This is a genomic window from Microbulbifer variabilis (genome assembly GCF_056232115.1).
The window spans coordinates 4,588,250-4,609,778 of the sequence record NZ_CP174325.1 but is presented as its reverse complement, the minus strand read 5'-3'; the positions used below and the strand labels follow the sequence as shown (position 1 = coordinate 4,609,778).

The 21,529-nt window shown below is 51.1% G+C and carries 19 protein-coding genes; 9 read left to right on the top strand and 10 right to left on the bottom strand.

The window, feature by feature from the left end; genetic code table 11:
• Window positions 1-4 precede the first annotated feature (4 nt).
• Window positions 5-940, bottom strand: coding sequence for a hypothetical protein (locus ACJJI7_RS20790; RefSeq protein ID WP_444901300.1), 936 nt, complete (start codon window positions 938-940; stop codon window positions 5-7).
• 225 nt (window positions 941-1,165) lie between these two features.
• Here ACJJI7_RS20790 and ACJJI7_RS20785 point away from each other — a divergent pair, with 225 nt between their 5' ends.
• On the top strand, window positions 1,166-1,783 hold the full coding sequence (locus ACJJI7_RS20785; protein ID WP_282953127.1) for a MiaE family protein: 618 nt from the start codon (window positions 1,166-1,168) through the stop codon (window positions 1,781-1,783).
• A gap of 3 nt (window positions 1,784-1,786) precedes the next feature.
• Here ACJJI7_RS20785 and ACJJI7_RS20780 read toward each other — a convergent pair whose 3' ends face one another.
• Window positions 1,787-2,047, bottom strand: a complete 261-nt coding sequence (locus tag ACJJI7_RS20780) for a DUF3081 family protein (protein WP_020413187.1) — start codon at window positions 2,045-2,047, stop codon at window positions 1,787-1,789.
• A 77-nt stretch (window positions 2,048-2,124) separates the two neighbouring features.
• On the opposite strand from ACJJI7_RS20780, the gene ACJJI7_RS20775 reads away from it, so the two are divergent.
• Window positions 2,125-2,586 carry a DUF3429 domain-containing protein gene (locus ACJJI7_RS20775; protein WP_282953128.1) on the top strand — a complete coding sequence of 154 codons (462 nt, stop codon included), beginning with the start codon at window positions 2,125-2,127 and terminating at the stop codon, window positions 2,584-2,586.
• A 1-nt stretch (window position 2,587) separates the two neighbouring features.
• On the opposite strand, the gene ACJJI7_RS20770 is transcribed toward ACJJI7_RS20775, so the two are convergent.
• Entirely contained in the window at window positions 2,588-3,043 is a 456-nt protein-coding gene (locus tag ACJJI7_RS20770) for a DUF2269 domain-containing protein (RefSeq protein ID WP_282953129.1), read from the bottom strand.
• Between the two features lie 608 nt (window positions 3,044-3,651).
• Here ACJJI7_RS20770 and ACJJI7_RS20765 point away from each other — a divergent pair.
• Together ACJJI7_RS20765 and ACJJI7_RS20760 are read left to right on the top strand one after the other, a co-directional pair.
• Window positions 3,652-3,951 (top strand): hypothetical protein, encoded by a 300-nt coding sequence (locus ACJJI7_RS20765; protein WP_282953130.1) that lies wholly within the window; start codon window positions 3,652-3,654, stop codon window positions 3,949-3,951.
• Window positions 3,952-4,134: 183 nt separating this feature from the next.
• Window positions 4,135-4,596 carry a YpsA SLOG family protein gene (locus tag ACJJI7_RS20760; protein WP_353376735.1) on the top strand — a complete coding sequence of 154 codons (462 nt, stop codon included), beginning with the start codon at window positions 4,135-4,137 and terminating at the stop codon, window positions 4,594-4,596.
• Window position 4,597: 1 nt separating this feature from the next.
• Here the strand turns inward: ACJJI7_RS20760 and adiC are convergent, their stop codons facing one another.
• The 4 genes from adiC to ACJJI7_RS20740 form a co-directional block, all read right to left on the bottom strand.
• Window positions 4,598-6,031: an arginine/agmatine antiporter gene (adiC, locus tag ACJJI7_RS20755; RefSeq protein ID WP_475717149.1), complete on the bottom strand. Its 1,434-nt coding sequence runs from the start codon at window positions 6,029-6,031 to the stop codon at window positions 4,598-4,600.
• 68 nt (window positions 6,032-6,099) lie between these two features.
• Entirely contained in the window at window positions 6,100-8,406 is a 2,307-nt protein-coding gene (locus ACJJI7_RS20750; protein ID WP_444901301.1) for an Orn/Lys/Arg family decarboxylase, read from the bottom strand.
• Window positions 8,407-8,496: 90 nt separating this feature from the next.
• On the bottom strand, window positions 8,497-10,209 hold the full coding sequence (locus ACJJI7_RS20745) for a thiamine pyrophosphate-dependent enzyme (protein ID WP_444901302.1): 1,713 nt from the start codon (window positions 10,207-10,209) through the stop codon (window positions 8,497-8,499).
• A gap of 38 nt (window positions 10,210-10,247) precedes the next feature.
• Window positions 10,248-11,927, bottom strand: a complete 1,680-nt coding sequence (locus tag ACJJI7_RS20740) for an FMN-binding glutamate synthase family protein (RefSeq protein ID WP_020413180.1) — start codon at window positions 11,925-11,927, stop codon at window positions 10,248-10,250.
• A 350-nt stretch (window positions 11,928-12,277) separates the two neighbouring features.
• On the opposite strand from ACJJI7_RS20740, the gene ACJJI7_RS20735 reads away from it, so the two are divergent.
• Entirely contained in the window at window positions 12,278-13,570 is a 1,293-nt protein-coding gene (locus tag ACJJI7_RS20735) for a condensation domain-containing protein (protein WP_444901303.1), read from the top strand.
• 95 nt (window positions 13,571-13,665) lie between these two features.
• On the opposite strand, the gene ACJJI7_RS20730 is transcribed toward ACJJI7_RS20735, so the two are convergent.
• Window positions 13,666-14,817, bottom strand: a complete 1,152-nt coding sequence (locus tag ACJJI7_RS20730; protein ID WP_282953134.1) for a saccharopine dehydrogenase family protein — start codon at window positions 14,815-14,817, stop codon at window positions 13,666-13,668.
• A gap of 368 nt (window positions 14,818-15,185) precedes the next feature.
• Between ACJJI7_RS20730 and ACJJI7_RS20725 the strand changes: the two genes are divergently transcribed.
• The 3 genes from ACJJI7_RS20725 to ACJJI7_RS20715 all read left to right on the top strand — a co-directional run bounded on the left by ACJJI7_RS20725 (window position 15,186) and on the right by ACJJI7_RS20715 (window position 18,304).
• The gene (locus tag ACJJI7_RS20725) at window positions 15,186-16,487 is read left to right on the top strand and encodes a condensation domain-containing protein (RefSeq protein ID WP_444901304.1); all 1,302 of its coding nucleotides are present in this window, start codon (window positions 15,186-15,188) and stop codon (window positions 16,485-16,487) included.
• Between the two features lie 63 nt (window positions 16,488-16,550).
• A complete protein-coding gene (locus ACJJI7_RS20720; RefSeq protein WP_444901305.1) occupies window positions 16,551-17,381 on the top strand; it encodes a glycosyltransferase in 831 nt (276 codons plus the stop codon).
• Window positions 17,378-18,304 (top strand): NAD-dependent epimerase/dehydratase family protein, encoded by a 927-nt coding sequence (locus ACJJI7_RS20715; protein ID WP_444901306.1) that lies wholly within the window; start codon window positions 17,378-17,380, stop codon window positions 18,302-18,304. The genes ACJJI7_RS20720 and ACJJI7_RS20715 overlap by 4 nt, the downstream gene beginning before the upstream one ends.
• Here the strand turns inward: ACJJI7_RS20715 and ACJJI7_RS20710 are convergent, their stop codons facing one another.
• A complete protein-coding gene (locus ACJJI7_RS20710) occupies window positions 18,305-19,030 on the bottom strand; it encodes a UDP-2,3-diacylglucosamine diphosphatase (protein WP_282953140.1) in 726 nt (241 codons plus the stop codon). It lies immediately after the preceding gene.
• Window positions 19,031-19,065: 35 nt separating this feature from the next.
• Window positions 19,066-19,575, bottom strand: a complete 510-nt coding sequence (locus ACJJI7_RS20705; RefSeq protein ID WP_282953141.1) for a peptidylprolyl isomerase — start codon at window positions 19,573-19,575, stop codon at window positions 19,066-19,068.
• A 208-nt stretch (window positions 19,576-19,783) separates the two neighbouring features.
• On the opposite strand from ACJJI7_RS20705, the gene ACJJI7_RS20700 reads away from it, so the two are divergent.
• The gene (locus ACJJI7_RS20700; RefSeq protein ID WP_282953142.1) at window positions 19,784-21,457 is read left to right on the top strand and encodes a glutamine--tRNA ligase/YqeY domain fusion protein; all 1,674 of its coding nucleotides are present in this window, start codon (window positions 19,784-19,786) and stop codon (window positions 21,455-21,457) included.
• Window positions 21,458-21,529 lie beyond the last annotated feature (72 nt).

The window sequence follows — 21,529 nt, the reverse complement described above, 5'->3', positions numbered from 1 at the left end:
GATTTTACCTTTGCTCCCGCAAGAATACCCGCAGTGCGGGAAGGAATGCCTCGGTAGAGAGCGCCAGATCGCGCCTTTGGCGGCGCCGACTCAGGCTGGGCTGGTGATCTACCCGGGTAAACTCTGGCAGCTGTCCGGCCTCATTTCCCTCCACCAGGATCGGCATGGATGAATAACCAACCTGATGGTATTCATCTTCTTCTCCAGGTTCATGGCTATAAAAAATCTCTGCCACCTGAAGGTTGGGGCGGCTCTGCACTTGTACCTGGCGCAAATCATCCTGTTGGCTCTTGTGCAGGCCAGCGAGTAGCTGCCGCTGGTATTGAATACCGGGATCAGACCCTAGCGGGTCCAGCTGGTCCAGTTTCTTTTCACACCACTTTACACTCACCTTGCGAATCGATTTGCGTGCCTTTATCCAGGAAAGGGTGATGGCATCGGGCCGCCTGGCGCAAAGCAGTACCAGCCGATAGCACTGGCGCAGGTGGGCGCGGGGGAAACCGGCATCTGCCAGTACCTCCCGCACCGTGCGATCTCTCTCTGCCACTGGTCGCTCCCCAAGTACCGCCCGGAAATCGGCAATAGCCGCACTAAAGCTCTCTTTATGGGTATTAAGCTGCTGTGCCAGCCTCAATGTCTTTTGGGGTACTGCGAGAAGTCCGGGAAGCTGCAGGGTTGCGCGGGCATCGCTGCCAGAACCCACTGGCTCTGCATAGTCCAGCTGGGTATAGAGAGCACCAGCCAGTGAAAATGGCCGTTCGAAACTTTGCCCTAGAGCCAGGGCTGTCTCCTGTGCGAACTGAGGTTGCAATAAGTAATGCTGCCAGGGCTTGCCCGCACTTTGCAGCTGCTCCAGAGATTCGCGCAGTTGCCCTGCGCTACTGTGGAGCTGCTCCAGTAAAGGGGCGATTGTGCGGGCCAATTCGCGGTGATCTTTCATTGACATTGTTTTGGAGGGTTTTTGAAAATCTATATTAATTCACTTAATAAACCGTTATCAATCTAAATATCCTGAGCTGGGTACCAATTTGTACCTTCTGTCGGTGTCGGTTGTGGTCAATAGTAGGGGGAGTCAAAGGTGACTTAGCGGATAAGCCTGCGTTTCTTTGAGCAGGCCGCTATAATCCCGCGCCAAGTGATTTACTCCAGTTGAAATATCTATCTTATGAGTGCCCAAGTCCCCGACCTTTCCCCTATCCATGAATTCCTGCTGTGCTCAACCCCGGATGCCTGGATTGAAGCGGCGCTGGCCGAGCCTGAAATGATGTTGGTTGACCATGCGAACTGTGAAAAGAAAGCGGCGGGCACTGCGCTCAACTTGATGTTCCGCTACCTGAATGACTTTGAGTTGCTGAACAAAATGTCGCGCTTGGCTCGCGAAGAGTTGCGCCATTTCGAGCAGGTGCTGGCCATCATGGAAAAGCGTGGCATTGCCTATCCCCATGTAAGCGCTTCCCGCTATGCGGCGAGTCTGCGCGCGGAAGTGCGCACTACTGAGCCGAATCGTTTGGTCGATACTTTGATTTGTGGTGCGATTATTGAGGCGCGCTCCTGCGAGCGCTTTGCCAAGATTGCCCCTTTCCTGGATGAAGAGCTACAGAAGTTTTATCTGTCTCTGTTGAAGTCTGAGGCCCGCCATTTCCGTGACTATCTGCACCTTGCCAAGAAGGCCGCGGGTGAAGATATCGAGCACCGGGTGCAGGCCCTGTTGGAAGTGGAGAGGGATTTGGTCCAAAGTAGCGATGGTGAATTCCGCTTTCACAGCGGAGTGCCGGAGCACTGACTCTCAGTTATTATCGAGGCTGGCGATTAATTTAAGAAACTCCCCAAGATCTCTGCTGTTTTCATAGTCTACCGAATATTTGTTATGGAAAAAGACGGTTAGTTTTACCTTGGGTGAATTGATAAAAACCGTATAACCGTCAAAGTCGGTGCTCATCGTCAGCCCTTGGAAATGCCAGCCATCGGCCTCCTTTTGCCCTTCTTTGGTGGCCCGATCGAAGACCCGCAGTGCCTGTTTGACGTCGACTTTGTGTTCTTCTTCCATAAGCTTGATCTCGTGCCACTAAACTAGTTGTTCTAATTGGAGATTTCTTGCCGGACTGAACAGGAAGCTTAGACAACATGGATAGTCATGGCTATCAACAACCTGTAGTGGATACCCGCCTGTTTGATGCCCTGGCATATTTGGGGCTTGCTCCCTTTGTCATAGGCATATTGCTGCAGTTGCTGGAAATTTCACTGCTGGGTATTGATGGGCGCCTGTTTTTTTCCGCATATAGCGTGGTTATTCTCAGCTTCCTCTGCGGTATTTGGTGGGGAGGAGCACTGAATCGCCCTGGCCATCCTCACCGAATTGCCCTGGTGTTACTCAGCAACCTGGTAGCCCTATTTGGGTGGGTAGGGATGTTGCTATACCAAACTTCTTGGGGGCTTCCTGTTCTGGCTATCGGCTTTGCTTTTGTTGCCTGGATGGAGGCGCGGCTGAATCCAAATCTACCCGGGCGCGAACAGTATTTTCGCACCCGCAGCAGGGTGACCTGGCTGGTGATTGGGTGTCACTTGATTATGATTTGGGCGCAGTAGATTACAACGCGGGCTTGGCCACCATTAGGTAGACAATAGCTACCGTTATTGGAAATGCGGTAGCCCCAAGCAAACACCAGATGCGCATAATTTTACCGGTTTTCCTCTTGCATGACCCACTGTCTGTATGAGCGCGTAACTGATACTGCAAGTACACCACTGGTAACCACAGCAGGAACATAACTGCAGTGAGCCCCGCAGCAACTTGCAACCAAGCTTGCTGCATCCAGACTGGATGGATTGTCAGCATACCAATAGCGCTGCCCAATAATCCCAGTACAGCACTACCGGTAAAAATCCAGTCGGCGGCTACAGTTTCCCGGCTTACCCAGCGGAGGACCTGTGAGTCTCCGGATAGCCAGCCGCGAAAGGTATACCAGGCAATGCCGGTACCAGTACCCAGGATGATAATCGCACAGAGGATATGCAGAGTTTTTAGTATCAGATAGTAGTTCATGAGTTTGCCTAGCGTAATGCTCGCGTAACATAGGGGGTGCCGATAAAGATTTCAATGGGGAGGTAGATCTGAAATTAGTAACTTCTGAATAGTTTCACAATATCTTTGTGGTTTTTCAGATCTGCTTGGCGGGGTTATTTAGAGGTTCACCTTTTCTATTATGGATTCTAGGCGATGAAATTAAGTCTCTTACATAAGCAATATCACAGGCTTTTTTATCGCCTGTAGGACGATCTAATACTGCTATATTTCACCTATGCGGAAACCGCCAATAAAGGTTGTGATTGTTAATAACCCTGAGTGGGGCCCGATCTATCCTTAAAAACTGCGTGTATACAAATATAGCCAGGTAGAAATCTGTTTTTTGCCTGCTTAATTTTCCCATTGGTAAAATGGTAGGTTTTTTTCTATCTCTGGGTATATTTTGAGCGACGTACATGATCGGGCTAGATTGGGTGTCACCGTCGCCCGCCTGATGCCAAGCACAATCATGTGATTGAACTATTTTTTCCTATGCTTTTAGCATTCGTCGCGTATTTAGTTTCCTGCAAGTTGTATGAAAATCAAGTCGCACCCTGGTGGCAGGGTTATGCTTATAGGGAGGCAGAGTGATATTTCGTCTACTGTTTGTAGTAGTGTTTGTTGCGATTGGTTTTGTTTTAGGTGTGTTATGGAGTGGGCATGAGCTTCTAAATGATCCCATGATGCTCACAGAGTCACTGAAGCTGCAAGAAGCACCTGAAGCTGTCGGATCTCTCCCGAAAGGTACTATTCTATATCGTTACACGCCTGGTCCATCTACTCCTACATATATAGTTTCTGTAAATACGAAGAATGTGAGTTTACTAGAAGCCATTGAATTTGAAAACTCAATGACGGTCTCTCCAATGAGTAGCTATGTCGAGTAGCGATGGCAGCGGGTAACGGTAGAGTAATAATTAGCGTATGAATTAGCCCTAAGAGAGTGATCTCTTACTCCTTTTGGGGGATGTGGATTTCATACGAAGCTGCGCCTTACTTGTAACCGATTAGATGGCTATAAATGTCGGTGGTTATTTGTTGGCTCCTGAATATGAGAGGAGGATAAATTTATGTTTTGGCCAAAAAAAATTATCAGTGGGGGGCAAACCGGAGCAGATGTTGGTGGGTTGATAGGCGCCAAACGTGTAGGGATTCCTACTGGAGGCTGCGCACCACTGGGTTATTTGACTGAGGAAGGTGCCAGGCCAGAGATGTTGAAATCTTATGGGTTGGTAGAAAGTCATTCGGCAAACTATGAGGAGCGCACCGAGGAGAATGTTAAAAACTCTGATGCAACTCTGATCCTTGCGACAATGCCTAGTAGTGATGGAACTGCCCTTACTCTATATTACTGCCAGAAATTGGGTAAGCCCTGTATTTTGGTGAATCCATGGCGAAATTGTATTGTTGAAATCCGCGATTTTATAAATTCTGTGAGGCCGAAAGTTCTTAACATTGCCGGTAACAGGGAGTCTATTTCACCTGGGTTAGCTGATAAGACAGCAGACATAATTCAACGGGTTTTTTACTGACTTAAGTACTTTCGCTTGTTTTATGGTCTGAATGAATCAGTCGCTCGATGGATTGTGGTGCCCGCAGGCGCAGATCCAAATTTTTATATTGCCCGACCGATATCCAGAAGAAAATACATAGTGCACCGATGGTGACAGTCAAAGTGAAGTAATGTACCCAGGCGGGTTCGGGACCGCCAGGCAGCAAATGCTTTTCTTCCACGCTGCGGCGACGATTTAATATCAGTGCATAAAAAATGACGGTGGTGATGACAAAAATTAAAGACCAGCGTGTTTGTTGTGCGTTTGATCCAACCAGTGCGATCAGGCAATAAACTGCAGCTATAAGCAAGATAACGGTGAAAATACTGTATTCATGATGTGGCATTTTGCCGTATGCGAGTATCTTGAGTGCCACTGCAGAATAGATATAGGGCAATAGCGTCATTATTACCGCTACCGAAGCGATCTTGCCAAACTGCTGGCTGGCGCTGGGGGAGATAGTAGCGAGTACCAGTAGTGACATCAGTATTGCGACAAGAGTAAGGCCCGCGGAGGGCACCCCCTTATTGTTGGTTCTGGCAAAAATACTGGCAAACAACCCATCGTCGGATGCGGCTTTAGCTGACTGCCCCACAAGTAGAATCCAACCGCCTAGAGAACCGATACAGCCGATGGCTGCACATATCGCAACTATATTCGCGGCGGTGTTACCGAGTGCCAGACGGGCAGCGTCGGCAAATGGGGCTGAGGAAGCCAGCAGTTCTTTATTGGGGACCATTCCCATAATGACCGATGAACTCAGCACATAAGCCACTGATGCAATCAGAACGCCACCTACGGTTGCGATAGGTACATTTCGAGTAGGATTTTTAACAACAGCAGCAGATACAGAAGCTGTTTCAACACCGATAAAGGCCCATAGGGTAAAGGTGAGGGTAGTCATTACTGCGCTGATATCACTTTTGCCGGATACGTTCCAGCTTGAGCTAAAAGTCTGGCTATCGAACCAGAACCAGCCAAATATGGCCGTGCCCAGGATAGGGATTAGTACCAGGCTAGTGGTCAGGGATTGGATGCGTCCTACAGTGCGTGGCCCCAGGATATTGGCATAGGTAAGTAGCCAGATTAGTGCTACTTGGGCCAGGGCGAACGTAAGAGGATCTTTGAGTGGGGGAAAGAAGTGCGTGATGTAACCTAACCCAGCAGTAATCAGGGCGACATTGCCAATTACGTTGGCCAACCAGTAAACCAGGTTGGTCTGGTAACCGATATAGTCACCGAAGGCTTTGCGTGCATATGCATACGGGCCGCCAGCGGCTGGATCTAACGCGGCGAGGCGTGCAAAAACCAATGCCAGGGCTACAGCGCCGACAACAGTTACCAGCCAGCCTATCAGGGATATGCTGCCCACTACTGCCAAATTGGCAGGTAGCATAAAAACCCCGGAGCCCATCATATTGCCTGCCACCATGAGTGTGGCTGGTAGCAGGCTGATCTTACTTACTTCGCTGGGGAGCTGGGCTATGGCTGCACCTCCGGCCTCAGGGCATAGATATGATAGCGCCCATTGCGAACTTCCACGCCGTGATTGTCATGGCTAAAACCGGGAAATTCGCGATCGAAGGACTCCAGTACCTGCAAATATTTCAGAGCGGGGCTATCTGCTGTGCCAAAGTTCTCACCCGGCATCAGTAGCGGAATGCCGGGAGGGTAGGGAGTTACACCGGTTGCCGCAGTGCGCCCAGCCAGCTGGTTCAGTGGCAGCATCTCCACATCCCCACGTACTAAAGCCTCGTAAGCCTGAACGGGGCTGCAGTCTGCACCGGGTAGGGCGGAAAAACCTGCTGACATTGTTGCGGTGCTACGCAGCTTTTTCATGCCGGCGAACATTTTGTCGGCCAGGTCGCGCAGGCCAATATCGCCATAGGTTGGATGCTTTTCTAGTAGATTTGGCAAGCATTGGCTGATGGGGTGATTGGCGTCGTAATCCCGCTTGAATGCGAGTAGGGCGTTAACTAAAGTGCCCCACTTGCCTTTGGTGATGCCAATGGAAAACAAAAACAGAATGGTGAAGTCTGTAGTTTTCTCGACGATTATTCCAAGATTATCAAGATATTTACTAATGATACTGGCTGGTATGCCCCATTTATCCAGCTCTCCATTGCGCTGCATGCCGGGGGTGGTGATAGAGACTTTAATGGGGTCTAGCATGCAATAGTTTTTTTCCAGGTTGCCGAACCCGTGCCAGGACTCACCAGGATCTAGCAGCCAGCAAGCTGCTTCCTTACACAGCAATTCAGCGGGAGCTGCGTGAAATGCATAATTGTGTCCGCTACTGGGATCGGTTACCCGATCCGGTTGCCAGCCATCAAAAAACCACTCGCCTTTGTCCTCATACTCCCTTTTTAGACGCGCCAGTACCTGGCGAAAGGCCACGGCTTCGGCAATGGATTCACCAGTTAAGGCGGTGCCGCCAGGACCATCCATCATGGCGGCACTGACGTCGTTGGAGGCCATGATGGAATAGAGCGGAGATGTAGAGGCGTGCAGCATAAATGCCTCGTTAAAGCGTCCGTGCTCGATGGGACTGCGCCCATCGCGAATATGTATCATGGAAGCCTGGGAAAGCGCGGCAAGTAATTTGTGCGTGGACTGGGTGGCGAATTTGGTGGGTTTCAGGTTGGGCTCTGGGTCGTCGCTGTCGTACATGGCGAATCGATTCCGGTATATAGGATTGAATCGCGCATATGCGTACCAGGCCTCATCAAAATGCAGGCGGTCTACCGATTCCCCCAGCAGTTCTTCCACCCTACGCACGTTATAGCAGAGGCCGTCATAAGTGGAATTGGTAATCACCGCATGCACTGCCCGCTGGCCATCCGCCATTTTGGAGAGTGGGTTCTCTTGGATGGCCTGGTCTACCGCTCCCTTGGTCAGTTGCTCAGGCGGTATTGGACCAATCAGGCCGTAATGATTGCGCAGTGGCACCAGGTAGGCCGGTACGGCGCCAGACATGGTGATCGCATGTTCTACCGATTTGTGGCAATTGCGATCGCACAGCGCCAATTGCCCGCGGGTAACGGAAGCCATCACTATCACCCGGTTGGAAGTGGAGGAACCGTTGGTGACATAGTAGGTGCGGTCTGCACCAAAAACCTGCGCTGCGTAGTGTTCCCCTGCAGCGATAGGCCCTGTGTGATCAAGCAGTGATCCTAACTCGGTTACCGAGATAGACAGGTCGGAGCGCAGCATATTTTCGCCGAAGAAATCGTAAAAAGCGCGGCCGGCGGGGGATTTTAAAAAAGCGGTGCCGCCGGTATGCCCCGGTGTATGCCAGGAATATTCATGCACGCGGGCAAAATGAGTGAGGGCAGAAAACATGGGCGGCAATACCGCCTGGCGATAGCGCTCTATGGCCCCTTGGATACGCCCGCTGATAAAGGTGGGAGTGTCCTCCAGCATCCAGATGAAATCGTTGGCCAGTTCCAGTGCGCGGCGCGGCATATTGCCAACTGTCTCGCGGTCGGCGAGTAAAAAGACAGGCAATTGCAGATTGCGCGCACGCAACTGCTCCAACACGTGCAGGGCGGGGTAGTCGCCGTCACCAGGAAGTTCCCAGTTCAATAGCAGACACTGGATTGCGGGATTGGCTCGCAGCATGGCGCTGGCATCGTCACTGGAGACAGTGGTGATTAAGTCAATGCGACGAAGAGCCAGCTCCTCCTCAAGACGTGCCGCTGCGCGCCCAGGAGCGCTGTTGCTGGCGATTTCTCCACTGGCGAGAAGTGCCAGCAGAGAGTTGGGGACCTTTTCTCCAAGTTTGTGCATCACTTCCTGTCCCTTAGGCGCCTACCCAAAACGGCGGAGGGTGAAAAATATAATTTTCTCCCACAGATAGAGTTGTGTGATAACGCCGGCCTACTTCAGGAAGTTATCTTTTAACAAGTCGACCACTTCATCGGCGCGTCCATTGAGAATGGCCTTAAGCCCAAACAGGGCAGTTGAGGATACCTGCTGGGCAGTGACTTCTGGCGGCATCACCAATTCCAGCCGGTTTACGGTTACGTCGAGCAGCGCAGGGCCCTCTACTGCCAGCCAGCGCTTCATAGCGCCCTCAAGTTCTCCCGCCTCTTCGACTTTTTCTCCTGTAAGGCCGATCACTTCTGCCATACGACCGAAGTCGGGATTTTTCAGACCGGTGAAACTGTCCAGTATCCCTTCGATTCGCTGCTCCATTTCTACAAAGCCCAGCGAGTGGTTATTAAATACCAGAAGCTTGAGCGGTATCTTTTCCTGGACCAGGGTTAGCAGGTCTCCCATCAACATGGTCATACCGCCGTCACCACACATGGCGATTACCTGGCGCCCGGGATAGGCTTTAGCCATGCCCAGTCCCTGTGGGTATGCATTGGCCATGGTGCCGTGGGATAGGCTGGTTAGGAATGACCGCTTTCCGTTGGCGCGCAGCTGGCGCAGCAGCCATACCATGGGAGAGCCACCATCTGCGGTAAATACGGTGTCCTCGTCAGCCAGCTTATCGAGTGTCTGCGCTACAAACTGGGGGTGGATCAGTTTGGGGTCAGGTTCATGACCGCGCTCTTGCATTTGCTCAAGGTCTTTTTGGTAGCGCGCACGTAGGTCATAAAGGAATTTACTTTGCTTACGCGCTTTTAATTTTGGCAACAGAGCTTCAATGGTTGTATTTACGTCGCCAACCAGCCCCATATCAACCGGAGTGCGTCGGCCGAGATGAGCTGGCTCGATATCCACTTGGATAATGGTGGCTTTCTCTGGGTAAAACTGGGTGTAGGCAAAATCGTTCCCGAGGCAAAGTAATAAATCACAGGTTTGAATTGCGCGATAGCCTGCGGGATTACCAAGGATGCCATTCATACCCACATTACAAGGGTTATCGTATTCCAGGAATTCCTTGGATTTTGTGGTGTGTACTATCGGAGCGGCCAGGTGTTGACCGAGATTTACCACTGCATCATGGGCGTTGCGGCATCCAATGCCACCATAAATAACAATATTACCAGCTTGGTTAATTTTCTCTGCCAGGGCATTCAGCTCTTGATCGGTGGGGCGTGTCAGCCATTGGGGACGGTGGACAGACCAGGGGACCGAATCTTTCACTTTGGTTTTAAACATATCGCCACTGACTACCACAACTGCCACGCCACGGTGATTGAGGGCGGCCTGTGCTGCCTGGCTGAAAATACGACGGGCCTGGTTTGGGTCTGCCAGTACCTCACAAAAAACTGAACACTGCTCGTAGATTTTTCTCTGGTCCACATCTTGTGGGAAGCCAAGCCCCTGTTCGGCACGGTCGATACAGGAGGCGACCAGCAGTACAGGCGCGCCATTTCTGTGGCTTTCAAAAATACCGTTAATAAAGTGCAGGCTGCCGGGGCCTGCGGTGCCTGCACAAATGCTTAGTTCACCACTCAGGTAAGACTCACCTCCGGCGGCGAAGGCACCGACCTCCTCGTGGCGTACATGTATCCATTCGAGATCTGAGGTGCGTACGGCTGAAGTGAAATGATTGATGGTATCGCCGACGATTCCATAGCAGCGCTTGGCCCCGGCTTTTACCAGGGTGTCGACGACAACCTCCGAAACGGTTTTCATTTTAATCTCCACAAAAAAGGGTGTGGTAATAGAGTTGCTTATTCCGAAATACGCCGGATGCCTCTGTCCAGACCGTGCTCCAACTTAAATGCAGGTTGGAAAGAATTCGCTTGGGCGGCTAGCCACCAGCGCCCGTAAGGGGTTTCCTCAGGTGCATCAATCAGGGAGTTTTCCTCGATAAAGTGCCAGATGTGATGAATGGGCAGGGTCTCGACCGCATTGATATTGTGATATAGGTGATAGGGTTGCAGGTCTCGAGGATCTGTCAGCCCGGCGGCAGCAACAATATCCCCGAGAGCTTCCAGGGTTTTTGCTTGGAATGCTGCTGCGCGCTTGCTCTGCACATCTACCACCAGTCCGCGTTGTCGCTTGGGATCCTGGGTGGTGACACCGGTCGGGCAGGTATCTGTGTTACAGCGTAGAGACTGGATACAACCGATGGAAAACATGAAAGGACGTGCTGCATTGCACCAGTCGGCGCCAACTGCCAGGCACTCAGCCAACCCTGAGGCGGAATAGACTTTGCCGCTGGCAGCCAAACGTATTTTGTCGCGTAGCCCGGCGCCCACCAGAGCATTGCGCATTACGATCAGCCCTTCAATTAGGGGCATGCCCACTCGGTTGGAGAGTTCCAGTGGGGCTGCTCCGGTCCCGCCTTCGGAGCCATCCACCACGATAAAGTCCAGCAATATTCCTGTTTCATGCATGGCTTTCATAATGGCCATGACTTCATAGATATGTCCGACACAAAGTTTGATGCCCACTGGCTTGCCACCAGAGAGGGTGCGCATCTGCTCTGCAAATTCCAGCATTTCAATGGGGGTGGAAAACATTGAGTGTGCGCGTGGTGAAACACAGTCGACCCCTGGCTTTACCTTGCGGGTGGTAGCGATTTCCTGGGTGACTTTTGCACCGGGTAGGACTCCGCCATGGCCGGGTTTGGCGCCCTGGCTTAATTTGATTTCGGTCATCTTGACCTGGTCATTGCAAGCCTCGCGAAACAGGTCGGGGTCGAAACTGCCATCATCCTTGCGCGCGCCAAAATAGCCGGAACCCAGCTCCCATACCAGGTCACCGCCATGTTTTCTGTGGTAAGGACTTATGCCGCCTTCACCTGTGTCGTGATAGAAGCCACCGATTGCAGCGCCTTTGTTCAGAGCTTCAATCGCTGCGGCGGATAAGGCTCCGAAGCTCATGGCAGAAATGTTGAGTAGGGATGCGGAATAGGGCTTAGAGCACTGCTCAGTACCCACTTTTACTCGGACACTCATATCCGCTTTTTTTGCTGGTGTAATAGAGTGCGTCAGCCACATCTGCTCGCCGGAATAGACATCTTGCTCTGTGCCGAAGGGGTGCATATCAGATGTTCCCTCGGCGCGGGCGTTTACTAATCGCCTGGCCTCATAGCTAAACGGCCTGCCTTCCTCATCGCCCTCCACTATGTAGGCGCGAAAGTAGGGACGGAGGTTCATGAACATCCAGCGAATACGGGCGGCCACTGGAAAATTGCGGGTAAGGGTCCACTGGCGTTGGAATATGTCGTAAAGACCCAGAAATACCAGGAACAGGCTCGCTGCCAGCGGGATTAACCACCAAGCGCTTCTGGAAAAGGTGAGCACCAGAAAAATAGGTGTGAGCACCAGGCCCGTCAGCGGAATAATTGCGCGCTTAATTCCGTTTCTACTGGCATAAGCACGCCAAGTACTAATGATGATCATAGGGAGTGCGGCTCGGTATCTTTACAGGGAGTTCTGATACTGAACCTAGATCATCTTGGGGTATTTTGCCGCTATCCCGAGCTATCAAACGTTAAACAGGCAGTTAAGAGAGCGGTTGCCAGTATAAAGTTAATGATGGGCTTAAGAGTGAAAACAATTTGGCGGATTTATCACAATAGGTGTCCTGCGTGATCCATAAAAAGCTAGCTTCCACTGGCGGTAATTTTTTAGTGAATAGCGATCGGACAACTTGTACTTTTTCAGGGGGTACATCTAAGCCTGGCTGTGGCCAATTTTGGCAGTATATTTCTGATTAAATAGACAAAAATGAGGTGCCGTGGAGTCCTTTAATGGAGCAAAAGATGCCGGATTGGGAAAGTTATCAAAATGTGCCTCTGTCGATTACCGAGAGGAGCATTTACAACCTTCATCGCCGTAGGGCTTTGGCAGATATAATTGCACGAGCTATGTGCATAGAGGGGCCCATCAATACCGGGTTGTTTAAGGACGCTATTCGGCGAACCGTGAATCGGCACCCAGTTTTTCTTTGTAGGTATACCAAAGAGCCTGTGACGCGTTTTTTTGAAAATTTTGAAGTGGATTCTATTGATATCCGCGAATTGAATATTTCTCAAAGAGAGAGCTTCTTGCGGCAATACAGTAATGCCCCAATGACATTGGATACCGACCAATTATTAAACCTTAGTCTGCTGCGTACAGGAGAGAACGAATATATTTTTTTGGCAAAATGCCACCATATTATTGCTGATGGTATTAGTTTGTCATTACTTTGGTCAGAAATACTGACTGAGTATCGGCAGCTCGAGGAGGGGAAAAGCTACCAGCCATCACCCGACTCCGTCAATTTTGCTGACTATATCAGATTTGAAAATAGATACGTTCTCTCCAGGCGCGGTGAAAGAGCTCTACATAGCTGGCGGGACAAGCTAGCAAATGAATACGATGCAATAGAGAAGGCGTCCAGCGGAAAAATGGTTTCTCTTTGTTGCGACGTGCTGAGCAGCGATATAAAGGCTCATCTTCTTACCCAAATTCGTGCTCGGGCAGATGCTGCAGGAGTTAGTCTTTTCGCATATTTGTGCTCTAGTTTTCAACAGGTCCTGATTGAAAAGCTAGATAACCATTTCTGGCTTAATACAAGTCTGTCCCTGCGGATAAAGCGTGAGCATAGGAGAGTGCTCGGGCCAATGTTTCGGTTGGGCAACCTACTGGTTCGGAGGGAGGAAACCTGGGAGGTGAAGTTAGCTCGGCTATCCAGAGAAATCCATCATGCAATACGGACGGCTTATGTTGCCGACTCTATTGGTCCTCATGGTAGTGTGGGCAATAACCTCTCGGCTCATTTTTGTTACTTAATCAATTTTTTCAACGTAGCAAGGGATCAAGAAGATTTTCAGGAAATCTATACTGGTGATGTTTCTAAGTGGGTCCGCCTAAATGAAAACATAAAAATTCGTACTATTAATTTGCCTGCACGAATTACGCCCTATGGAATTTATCTTTCTCTTGCCTGTTACGGGGAAATGCTGCGCGCCAACTTCGTTTACAATGTAAATTGCTTTAACCGCGAGAAAATTGAGAGTTTATTTGAGCGATGGCGCTATCTTTTGCTGCATGGGTAGTTAATGTACTCAAGAAATTTATAAGGGCTGCCTCTGGAGTCAATGTACCTAGTACGATGTCTAGTGGCAGTTCCTCAGTTCCAGAGGGGATATTTTTAATGGGCAATTGCAGGCATTCGTTCCCGGGAATGTGTTTCCATTGCAGTGACTATGGAATAATCATTCAGTTCCACCAGGATTTCATCAAGGGTGAGAAGTTGCCAGCAGGCCTGGGCGCCGGGCGAGGGCCCATTGCCTGCGAGGAATTTCCGTGCCAATGCTGCTGCCGGTGCAGCCGGAATCCAGGGGCCGTCACCATTTAGACCGAGAACCTGCCATTGTCGCGTAGCAGTTTCTCCATGTTGGTTTTCACCTTTTACACGAACAATCATTCCACCATGGGGCGTGCCGCCGGGCCAACGGGGTGCCAGCTTGTGACCCAATTGAGCCAGGCGTGCGCTGGTGGCCGGCAGATGAATACGAGCCAACCTGGCGCAGGCGGAAAGGCCCACCTGCAAAGTAAGCGGCTGGAGCCCTGTTGCAAAACGTGCACTGCGCAGCCTGGGAAGATGCTTGGGGCAAAGCTCCAAGTCGGGCACATCGAAATCACACAGCCAACGCTTTCCCACCGGGTGCGCCAGGGTTATCGGGCGCAGGTTCTTCCCGGCAAAGGATTCACGCCAGTGACCTTCCTGAAGCTGCGGAAAACTGTGCCCCAGGGATTCAAAACCCGCGTATACCGTAGCCAGACCCCGGTCAATTCGATGTGCCGGTGCAATGGCAATCTCTAGAGAGTGGATCACCGGCAATTCCTGACCGATTTCCATCAGTGCCGCAGAACTCAGCCCGGGTAGGCTGCTGGCACCGGAAACCATGGCAATGCCTGCGGCTTCTGCAGCGGGCGAGAGCCGATGAAAGTCACATACAAAACGGCGCCCATCGGAGATGTCGATATAAGGTGTGTGGGATTCGATGCAGGCTTTGCCAACCCGATAATCAACTTCCTTTTGGAATGGTCCGGCGCAGTGGATCAGCAGATCCAAGTGCAATGCCCTCAGTTGTGCAGCCAGGTTGATGGAATCCCGCTCAAGGCGCAATCCCTCGGCAAGACCGCCAAGTTGCTCTGCACAGCGGTCTGCCAATCCCTTGTTGCGCCCGGCAATAATCAGTTGGATATTGGGTTCGGATTTCAGCATTTGCGCAATACGCTCGCCAAAATTGCCGTAGCCGCCAAGTATCAATACACGTTTGTTTAGGTTGTTGATCACTTGGATCGAACTCCTACCTTGAGGTCTACAAGAATCATGCAATGGGCCAGCATTGTAAATCAAGTAGATCTTGATGCGTCTGGGGGGTTGTTTTTCCGCCAGTGCGATTTTCTGGCGGGGGTATACAAGCGGTAAGTTTGCGGGATTTGTATATCCTTAACTCATACTTTCGCTGGAAGTATCAGTATGCAGTCAATTGGAAAATCTCGCATAGTGACAATTGACAACGGTGCCTTATACGACAGATCCATCGCTTTGTATCGCTCTGGTGTAGATGTTTGTGAGCGGTCATCAATGTACTGGGCGTCCGGATTGCGGCCCAAGGGCCAGCTGGTTGCTCCGAAACAAGAACAGGCCAGGAGAGTACCGTGGCTGGCTGGAGTTCCTCATTCAGTGTGCCGCTTTCGATAACTGAGCAGCGCATCTACGATTTGAACCATCGCAAATCATTAGCGGACCTGATTACACGTGCGATGTATGTGAAAGGGGACGTCGATATTGAGCTGTTCGAGAAGGCAATTCCAGGAGTTGCTAATTCCTACCCTATCTTTCGCTGTCGATATGATTCATCCCCCACTCGCAGCTTTAAAAACATAGAACTGGATTATTTAGACATTCGCCATATGAGCGAAACACATATAACCAGTTTTTTACGTCAATTCAGCAGCTCTCCGATGGATCTCAATGCAGACCAGTTACTGGGGCTTAGTCTGTTCCGTACAGGTGAAGACGAGTATATTTTCCTGACCAAAAGCCACCATATCATTACGGATGGAATTAGCTTGTCGCTTCTTTGGGCAGAGTCTCTGAAAAATTACTTAAGCCTTGCTACTGGAAAAGGGTTTAATCCCAGAGTGGAAGATACGGATTTTGCCGACTACATCAATTTTGAGGAGGCCTATCTGGATTCCGAACGGGGGCAGAAGGCGCGCTACTACTGGCTAAATATGCTTAGCGAGGAACAAGAAGCTGTTGAGCGGGCATCTCATCAAGAGATTGTCTCGCTTAGTTGTGATGATGTGTGTGACATGATTGAAGGGGAGGACTTAGTCCGAATTAAGGAGCAGGCGAATTCGGCAAATGTCAGCCTTTTTACTTATTTATGTGCCGCTTACCAGCAGACACTCTGTGAATTCCTGCATTTTGATTTCTGGATGAGTACGAACTTATCCCTGCGCCTCAAAAGAGAACACAGAGAGGTATTCGGTCCAATGTGTCGCTATGCATGCTTGAGAGTGCGTAGAGATGAATCCTGGAATGAAAAACTGAGTCGGCTTTCCCTGGAAATAAAGCGTGCGGTTCGTACAGTATATGCCGCCGACTCTATTGGTCCCCATGGTTCTTTGGGTCATAGCCTGAATGCTTCCCGTGCCTATCTGATTACCTTTCTGCAGGCAGAAGAGCATCAGGAGGGTTTTACCGGTGTTTATACCGGTGAGAATTCAGACTGGGTAGATCTCAGCGATGACTTAAAAATACACACAATACCTCTACCGACACGCCTGACACCTTATGGCATATACCTGTCTATGGCTGCCTATGGCGGACGGTTGCGCTCCAGTTTTATCTACAATGTTAATTGCTTCACCCAAGAGCAAATGGAAAGCTTCGTGGATCGTTGGCATGCCCGTGTGATCTGTGGAGATGGGGATAGGATGCCCCCACTTTAATTGGCTTGTGCCCAAGCTGTACTCGTAATAGTCGTACTGCCTCAAGTTTTGACAGTTGTTGTTATGTCACGATGTGCCTTTGTTACCCTTGTAAACAGTCCAGATTATGTAATCGGCGCCACTGCCTTGAAGCGCTCCCTGGATCGGGTTGGCAGTGTTCATCCCCTGGTATGCATGGTGGTTGCTGGCAGTTGTGACAGTCGTCCTCTTGAGCAGGCGGGCTGTATTGTAAGGGAGGTGCGCCCTCCTTCACTTTCTGATGAATTTACCCTTCAGCATGGACGTGAGGCCTTACATAGGCGCGCTCCTTTTAATAAAGGGAAAAAGCCCGAGTTTCATAATCCCTTGAATAATTTCTGCAAGCTGGCACTGTGGGGGTTGACTGAATACGAAAAAGTTTTTTTTCTCGATGCAGATATTTTGTTGTTGCGTAATATCGACCACCTGATGACATTCCCGGAGTTTTGCGCGGCCCCCAACCTCTATGAGGGGTTGGATGGCTTCCACCGAATGAACTCAGGTTCATTCACTGCCGTACCGAGTGAGGCAACCTATCAGAGAATGTTGGCAGAGCTGGATCGCCCCGGTGTTTTTTGGCGGCGCACAGATCAAACCTTTCTTGAGACTTTCTTTTCCAGATGGCATGGACTGCCTTACATCTACAATGCCCTGCAGTATTTGTACCTGAATCTGCCACAACTATGGCAGTGGAGCAGTATCCATGTGATTCACTACCAGTACGAGAAGCCTTGGCAACAAGCACACCCTAAAGCTAAGCAGCTCAAACCACTGATTGATTTGTGGTGGGCGGTTTATGAGGGACGGGATATCAGCGGTCAATTGGATCAATTGAGTCGTGCGCAACAGCTTCAGCCTAATGGAGGAATCTCGTGAGAATTGGTATCACCGGCGCCAGTGGATATGTGGGGCAATTTATTGTCAGGCATTTCCTGCGGAGAGAGTGCCAGGTGAGAGGATTGTCACGCTCCTTATGGAAATCTGAGATTTTCGGCGGTGACAGCAGGCTTGAATGGACCTGCGGTACTATGTCGAGCGATCAGGTACTTTCCGGGTTTGTCGAAGGGCTCGATGCGGTGGTCCATGGGGCTTTCGAGCATTTGCCGGGGCGATATCGTGGTGGGGAGGGGGGCAACCTTACCGGCTTCCTGGAGTCGAATTTGAATCGTACTCTGGTATTGATGCAGATGGCCTACGATGCCGGGGTAAAAAAATTCATATTTCTTTCCAGTCGTGCAGTCTATGCCACAGGACAGTTACGTGGCGACCTATGCGAGGATGGTGCAACCCAGCCGGAAACTTTCTATGGGGCATATAAGTCTGCTGTAGAAGCTATGGTATCTGCTTGGGCCGGGCAAAGAGATTGGCACGCGGTGTCCTTGCGCCTGACTGGTGTTTACGGTGTGGTAAATCCGTTAGTGCGCAGTAAGTGGTATGACATTGCTTGTGCAATTATCAGAGAGAAGCGCTATTCCCAGGGAAGGAATGCCACCGAGGTGCACGGCACAGACGTAGCCAGGGCAGTGGAATTATTACTGGAGGCGAAAGATGCTCGCGGCCATGCGATAAACTGCAGCGACCGAATAATAAGCAATCGCGAAGTGGCGGAAATTATCCAGTCGATTTCGGGCGCGCGTGGGCCACTGCCATCAGCAGCACAGGGGATGGAGCCGGCAGTGTTGGATTGTGCCTATTTAAGATGCAAGGGATTTCGCTTCGGGGGAGAGAAGCGTTTGTGGGAGAGCCTGCGGGAGCTGGTTGAGGCCGTGCGGGAAGAGCATAGCCTCAAGCAGTGCTGATCAGCCTATAGGCCAGTGGATCAACTCCAGCGAGTCCTTGCCCGCTTTCAAGCACCAGCCATTGCGGTCCCAGTCCCCAAGTACGATGCGCTCTGCCGGAGTTCCGTCAACGTCAAGGCTGTGGCGCCCGGGCCTGTGAGTATGGCCGTGGATCAGGGTGTCCACATTGTGCTCGCGCATTACCCTTTCCACCTCCTCAGGAGTTACGTCCATGATGTCTTCCGCTTTGCGGCTGTTCATCGCCTTGGAGGCGGCGCGGATCTGTGCGGCAATAGCACGACGCTCTTCAAGAGGCTTGGCCAGCAGCGCCTGCTGCCAGTTACTGTCGCGGGCCTGGCGGCGAAACGCCATATATTCCTCGTCTAAAGTGCACAGGCTATCGCCATGCATCAGTAGAGCCTGGTGGCCGGCAAGGGAGAGAGCGGTAGGGTCTTGTAAAAGCACTGCACCAACACGCTGGGCGAAATCAGTACCTAGCAGGAAATCGCGGTTGCCGTGCATCAAGTACAATTCTACACCGGTATCAGTGTAGTGGCTGAGTTCCCGGACAACCTCATCAATCAGCGGGGCATCGTCGTCATCGCCAATCCAGGCCTCGAAGAAGTCGCCGAGAATATACAGTGCTTCGGCACCGGCGGCTGGACCGCGCAGGAAATCAAAGAAAGCCCTGGTAATATCTGGGCGTCCCTCGTCGAGGTGCAAATCAGAAATTAAATAAGTAGACAATGTCCCCGCCTTAGAGTCTGAATGGACCCGAGAAATTACTTGCCGGCGTAGTCGTCAGAAATGCTGACACCAGTGATCTCAATGGTTTCCATGGGTACATCCTGATGGAAGCCTTTGCTGCCGGTTTTCACGCTCTTGATCTTGTTTACAACGTCCATACCATCGGTCACCTTGCCGAAAACGCAGTAGCCCCAGCCCTGTGCATCTTTGCTGCGGAAATTCAGGAAATCATTGTCTTTAACATTAATAAAGAACTGTGAGCTGGCGGAATGTGGATCCATAGTGCGTGCCATGGCCAGGGTGCCAGTATCATTTTTCAGGCCGTTGTCGGCTTCGTTCTCGATGGACTCGCGGGTTTCCTTCTGCTCCATTTCGGGGGTCATACCGCCGCCCTGGATCATGAAGTTGTCGATCACCCGGTGGAAAATGGTCCCAGTATAAAAGTCATCACGACAGTACTGCAGGAAGTTGGCAGCAGTCTTTGGGGCCTTGTCGAAATCCAGTTCGATAGAGATATCTCCGTGGGTAGTGTGCAGGGTGATCATAAAGTGTCCTATAAGGGTTGATTTGGGGCGGCATGATACCTTGTAGTCCGTAGCTGTAAAATGCTGCGATAGCAGATCGGTGCCGATTGCCTAAAAAGTGAACGCCGCCAACCAATTGATTGGTAGCAGCCTTTTCAAATTCGATATTCTGTGGCCCAACTAGGCTATAATCGGCCGTTTACATTCGCACAGCTGTAACGAGAAACCTATGACATCCGAGAGCAAGCCCGCTCACTTTTTACAGAACCTTATCCGCGAAGACCTGGCCGAGGGTCGGGTGACTCAAGTGGCAACCCGCTTTCCACCTGAGCCGAACGGCTATCTGCACATTGGCCACGCCAAATCTATTTGTTTGAATTTTGGTCTGGCACAGGAGTTTGGCGGTACCTGTAATCTACGCTTTGACGACACTAACCCTGCCAAGGAAGAGGAAGAGTTTGTCGACGCAATCAAGCGCGATGTTTCCTGGCTGGGCTTCGAATGGAACGGTAAAGCTAAATACTCTTCGGATAATTTTGACCAATTATATGAATGGGCCCTGCACCTGATTAAAGAAGGCAAGGCCTATGTCTGTGACTTGTCTGCTGAAGAGGCTCGCCACTACCGTGGCACGCTCAAGGAGCCGGGTAAAAATAGTCCCTACCGCGATCGCTCTGTGGAAGATAATTTGGCGCTGTTTGAAAAGATGCGCAATGGTGAAATGGAAGAGGGCCAGTGCAGCCTGCGCGCCAAGATCGATATGGCAGCGCCCAATATTAATCTGCGCGACCCGATCATTTATCGTATAAAGAAAATGGCCCACCACCAGACCGGTGACAAGTGGTGCATTTATCCCAGCTACGATTTTGCCCACGGCCAATGTGATGCGATTGAGGGCATCAGTCACTCTATCTGTACCCTGGAGTTTGAAGATCACAAGCCGCTATACGACTGGTTGATCGAGAATCTGCCGGTGCCTTCACGCCCGCGCCAGTATGAATTTGCACGCCTGCACCTCAACTACACGGTGGTATCCAAGCGCAAACTCAAGCAGCTGGTAGACGAAGGGCATGTAGACGGCTGGGATGATCCCCGTATGCCGACACTTTCCGGTATGCGCCGTCGCGGCTTTACGCCAGCTTCAATCCGTAATTTCTGCGAGATGATCGGCGTAACCCGCTCTGATTCCGTCGTAGATGTGAGCATGTTGGAATACAGCATTCGCGACGATCTGGATAAAAATGCACCGCGCGCCATGTGTGTGATGGAGCCTTTGAAGGTCACCCTGAAAAATTACCCGGAAGGCCAGGAAGAGATGCTGTCAGCACCCGGCCACCCGGTACGCGATGACCTGCCGGCTCGTGAGCTTCCGTTTGGGCGCACCCTCTATATCGAGAAAGACGACTTCCGCGAAGAGGCCAACAAGAAGTACAAGCGCCTGGTGTTGGGCAAAAAGGTACGTTTGCGTAACGCCTATGTGATCTTTGCCGAAGAAGTCGTGAAGAATGATGCCGGTGAAATTGTTGAGGTGATCTGCTCAGTTGATCTCGATACCTTGGGTAAAGACCCGGCCGACGGTGTTAAGCCAAAGGGCGTTATTCACTGGGTATCTGCCGATAACAATGTCGATTGCGAAGTGCGTCTCTACGATCGCCTGTTCAATGATGCATCGCCGGATGCCGGCGGTAAGAATTTCCTCGACTGCGTAAACCCGGACAACCTGCAAATCCTAAAAGGCTGTAAGGCAGAGATCGGCCTGGCCAAGGCGGAGCCGGAGCAGGGCTACCAGTTCGAGCGCAACGGCTATTTCTGTCGCGACAGCAAATATGGCAGTGCGGAAGCACCGGTATTTAACCGCACCATTGGCCTGCGCGACAGCTGGGCGAAAGAACAAAGCAAGTAGTAGCAAAACCAGTAACTGTCTAAACGGCAGTTTCGTTGGGTGGGTCAGTGAGCGGCCCGCCCCAGGCAGCAA